This is a genomic window from Streptomyces sp. NRRL S-1022 (assembly GCF_000720135.1).
Lineage (GTDB): Bacteria > Actinomycetota > Actinomycetes > Streptomycetales > Streptomycetaceae > Streptomyces.
On record NZ_JOIU01000075.1, the window covers coordinates 1 to 4,938 of the forward strand.

General features: G+C 74.3%; 2 pseudogenes. Both read left to right on the top strand.

What is annotated here, in order from left to right:
* Positions 1-870, top strand: a pseudogene (locus IG05_RS50830) (acyltransferase domain-containing protein); the annotation flags it as partial.
* A gap of 51 nt (positions 871-921) precedes the next feature.
* A pseudogene (locus tag IG05_RS43115) lies at positions 922-4,938 on the top strand (beta-ketoacyl synthase N-terminal-like domain-containing protein); the annotation flags it as partial.

Here is a 4,938-nt window from a genome sequence, read left to right on the forward strand (position 1 = left end):
TTGGCGGCGGTCAACGCTCCCGGTTCGGTCGTTCTCTCCGGCGATGAGGCGCCCGTCCTCGCCCTGGCGGAGAAGCTGCGTGAGCAGGGCCGCCGGGTGAAGCGGCTGACCGTCTCGCACGCCTTCCACTCGGCGCTGATGGAGCCGATACTGGACGGCTTCGCGCAGGCGTTGGACGGGCTGACCTGGAACGAGCCGGTGATCCCGGTGGTGTCCAACGTGACCGGCCGCCTGGCGGAGCCGGGCCGGTTGACGGATCCGGCGTACTGGGTCGGCCACGTCCGCCGACCGGTCCGCTTCGCCGACGGCATCGCCGCCTCCGGCGGCCAGGTGTTCCTGGAACTCGGCCCCGGCGGCGCGCTGACCGGCGCCATCGCGGAGTCGGCGGGCGAGGACGCGGTCGGCGTGCCCGCGCTGCGCGACGAACGCGGCGAGACGCAGACGCTCCTGCTGTCCGTGGCGGAACTCTTCGTGCGCGGTGCGCAAGTGGACTGGGCGGCCGTGCTCCCCGAGGGCGCCACCGAAATCCACCTGGACCTGCCCACGTACGCCTTCGATCACCAGCACTACTGGCTCCGGATGTCGGAGTCGGTGATCGACGCGGCGGCCCTGGGGCTGGCCGGTGCCGGACACCCGCTGCTGGGTGCGGTGGTGCCGTTGCCGCAGTCGGACGGGCTGGTGTTCACCTCCCGGCTGTCGCTGCGCACGCACTCCTGGCTGGCCGATCACGCGGTCGGGGGAGTGGTCGTCGTACCCGGTGCCGGGCTGGTCGAGCTGGCCGTACGGGCCGGTGACGAGGTCGGCTGCGGAGTGCTGGACGAGTTGGTCGTCGAGGCGCCGCTGGTCGTCCCGGAGCAGGGTGCCGTACGCGTGCAGATCACCGTCGGCGGGCCGGACGAGACCGGTGCCCGCAGCGTGGAGGTGTACGCGGCCCCCGACGCCGCCACCGGGGCGGGCGGGCCGGTCACCTGGACCCGGCACGCCACCGGCATCCTCGCGCCGGCCGCCGGCGAGACCGCGACCGGCACCTTCGACTTCACCGCCTGGCCGCCGCCCGGTGCCCAGCGGGCCGAGACCGACGCCCTCTACGCCGAACTGATCGCCCACGGCCACGCCTACGGCCCCCTTTTCCAGGGCCTGCGCGGCCTGTGGCGGCGCGGGGACGAGCTGTTCGCCGAGGCCGCGCTGGCGGACGACGAGCAGACCGAGGCCGACCGGTACGGCGTGCACCCCGCACTGCTGGACGCCGTCCTGCACCCCGCCGTCCGTGAGGCCGTCGCAGGCGACGGCACGCAGGTCTGGCAACCGCTGGAGTGGAACAGGATCGTCCTGCACGCCACGGGCGCCACGGTGCTGCGCGCCCGGCTCGTCCGGTCCGCCACCGGCGTCGTGTCGGTGGAGGCCGCCGACGAGACCGGCGGCCCGGTGCTGACGGCGGACGCCGTGACCCTGCGGCCCGTCTCCGCCGACCGTCTCGCGTCCGCGGACCTCGCCCCCGGCGCGGCCGACGCCCTGTTCCGGGTGGAGTGGACCGAGCTGCCCGCTCCCCGGCCGGCCCGGACGGTACCGGACTGGATCGCGCTGACCGACGCGAGCGAGGTGACGGCGCTCGCGAACGGCGCCGGGCTGCCCTCCGCAGCCGTGTTCGACTGCGTCGCGGACGGCGTGGACGACACCGCCGCTCTGACGCTGACCAGCAGGACGCTGAGCGTCGTCCAGGCCTGGCTGGCCGAGCCCCGGCTCGAAGGCACCCGGCTGGTCGTCGTCACCCGGGGTGCGGTGCCCGCGGGCGGGGACGCGGACGTCACCGATCCGGCCGCGGCGGCCGTCTGGGGCCTGGTCCGTGTGGCGCAGGCGGAGAACCCGGACCGGATCGTCCTGCTCGACACGGACACACCGGCCGGCACGGACGTCGAGTCGCTGCTCGCCGCCGTCCTGGCCACCTGTGACGTGTCGGACCGGGAGGCCGTGGCCGAGCTGCTGGCCTCGGTGTCGGCCGAGCGTCCGCTGTCGGGTGTGGTGCACACGGCGGGTGTCCTGGACGACGGTGTGATCGGCGCGCGCCTGGGGTCTGTGGGAGCAGGCCACCGGCATGACGGCCCACCTGAACGACGTGGACCAGGCCCGCATGCACCGCGGCGGCTTCCAGGCGATCAGCGCCGACGAGGGCCTGGCCCTCTTCGACGCGGCCCTGCACACCGGTGCGAGCCTCCTCGTCCCGATCAAGCTGGACCTGCGGGCCGTACGCGCCGAGGCGGCGGCCGGCGGCGACATACCGTCCCTGCTGCGCACACTGGTACCGCACAGCCGGCGCGCCGCCGCCCGCATCGCCGCGGGACGCGGCAGCGGCCTGGCCGGCCGGCTCGCGGGCCTCACCCCGGCCGAGCAGGAGGCCCTGCTCCTGGACCTGGTCCGCACCCATGTCGCGACCGTGCTCGGCCACACCGGCCCGGAGAAGGTCAAGGCCGACAAGGCGTTCAAGGATGCCGGCTTCGACTCGCTCACCGCCGTCCAGCTGCGCAACCGGCTGCGCGAGACCACGCGCCTCGGCCTCCCCGCCACCCTCGTCTACGACTACCCGACGCCGGTCGCCCTCGCCCGCTTCCTCCGCGACGAGCTGGTGGGAGCGACCGGCAACGCCCTCGGCGCGGCGGCCCCCACCGTCGTCGTGGCCGACCCGGACGAGCCGATCGCCGTCGTCGGCATGGCCTGCCGGCTGCCCGGCGGCGTCGACAGCCCCGAGGAACTGTGGCGGCTGGTGGTCGAGGGCCGGGACGCCATCTCCGGCTTCCCCGCCGACCGCGGCTGGGACGTGGACGACCTCTTCGACACCGACCCCGAGAACATCGGCACCTCGTACGTCGACCAGGGCGGCTTCCTGCACGAGGCCGGCCTGTTCGACGCGGGCTTCTTCGGCATCTCGCCGCGCGAGGCCCTCGCCATGGACCCGCAGCAGCGGCTGCTGCTGGAGACCTCCTGGGAGGCGCTGGAACGGGCAGGCGTGAACCCGTCCGCGCTGAAGGGCTCGGACGTCGGCGTGTTCTCCGGCGTGATGACCCAGGGCTACGGCATCGGCGGCGACATCCCGCCCGAGCTGGGCGGCTTCACGGCCACCGGCTCCGCCGTGAGCGTGGCCTCGGGCCGGGTGTCCTACGTCTTCGGCTTCGAGGGCCCCGCGGTGACCGTGGACACGGCCTGCTCCTCCTCGCTGGTGGCCATGCACCTGGCCGCCCAGGCCCTGCGCAGCGGCGAGTGCTCCCTCGCGCTGGCCGGCGGCGCGACCATCATGGCGACCCCCGGCACCTTCGTGGAGTTCTCCCGCCAGCGGGCCCTCGCCCCCGACGGCCGCTGCAAGGCCTTCTCCTCCACCGCCGACGGCACCGGCTGGGCCGAAGGCGTCGGCGTGATCGTCCTGGAACGCCTCTCGGAGGCGCGCCGCAAGGGCCATCACGTCCTCGCCGTGCTGCGCGGCAGCGCGATCAACCAGGACGGCGCCTCCAACGGCCTGACCGCCCCCAACGGCCCCTCTCAGCAGCGGGTGATCCGCCGCGCGCTGGCGGCGGCCGGGCTGGCCACCACCGACGTCGACGTGGTCGAGGCGCACGGCACGGGCACCGCGCTCGGCGACCCCATCGAGGCGCAGGCCCTGCTGGCCACCTACGGCCGCGACCGCGAACAGCCCCTCTGGCTGGGCTCGGTGAAGTCCAACATCGGTCACACCCAGGCCGCCGCGGGCGTGGCCGGCGTGATCAAGATGGTCGAGGCGCTACGGCACGGTGTCCTGCCCCCGACCCTGCACGTGGCGGAACCCACCCCGCAGGTCGACTGGTCGGCGGGCTCCGTCGAGCTGCTGACCGAGGCCCGGGAGTGGCCCGACGCCGGCCGCCCGCGCCGCGCCGGCGTCTCCTCCTTCGGCCTGAGCGGCACCAACGCCCACCTCATCTTCGAGCAGGCACCCGAGGAGCCGGCCGTAGTATCCGGGGCGCCGGCCGGCGGTGTGGTCCCGTTGGTGGTGTCGGCGGCGTCGCAGGGCTCGCTGTCCGCGCAGGCGGAGCGGCTGGCGGCGTTCACCGGGGACACGGAGGTGTTGCCGGCCGGGATCGCGGGGGCGCTGGTCCGGCGGGCGGTGCTGTCGGAGCGGGCCGTGGTCGTCGCCGGTTCCCGTGAGGAGGCGGTGGCGGGGCTGGGCGCGCTGGGCAGGGGCGAGAACAGTCCTGCGGTGGTGGCCGGTTCGGCTGGGGCGCCTGGGCGGACGGTGTTGGTGTTCCCGGGTCAGGGTTCGCAGTGGCTGGGGATGGGCCGGGAGTTGCTGGAGTCCTCGCCGGTGTTCGCGGAGCGGATCGGGGAGTGTGCCCGGGCTCTGGAGCCGTGGACGGACTGGGACTTGACGGCTGTTCTGCGCGGCGAGGCGGACCTGCTGGGCCGGGTGGATGTGGTGCAGCCGGCGAGTTTCGCGGTGATGGTGGGTCTGGCCGCGGTGTGGGCGTCGGTGGGTGTTGTTCCGGATGCGGTGGTCGGGCATTCGCAGGGTGAGATCGCGGCTGCGTGTGTGGCCGGTGCGTTGTCGTTGGAGGATGCGGCGCGGATCGTGGCCGTGCGCAGCCGGGTGATCGCCGGGTCGAGGATGCGTTGGGTGAGGCCTTCGCCGACATCCGGAGCCAGGCACCGCTGGTGCCGTTCTACTCCACGGTCACCGGCGACTGGGTGAGCGAGGCCGGCGTCCTGGACGGTGGTTACTGGTACCGCAACCTGCGCAGTCAGGTCCGCTTCGGACCGGCGGTCGAGGCGCTCCTTGGTGAGGGCTGTTCGGTGTTCGTCGAGTCCAGCGCTCACCCGGTTCTGGTGCAGCCGGTCAGCGAGATCGTGGACGAGGCGGGGACGGAGGCGGTCGTCACCGGCTCCCTGCGCCGCGAAGAGGGCGGCCTGCGGCGGCTGTTG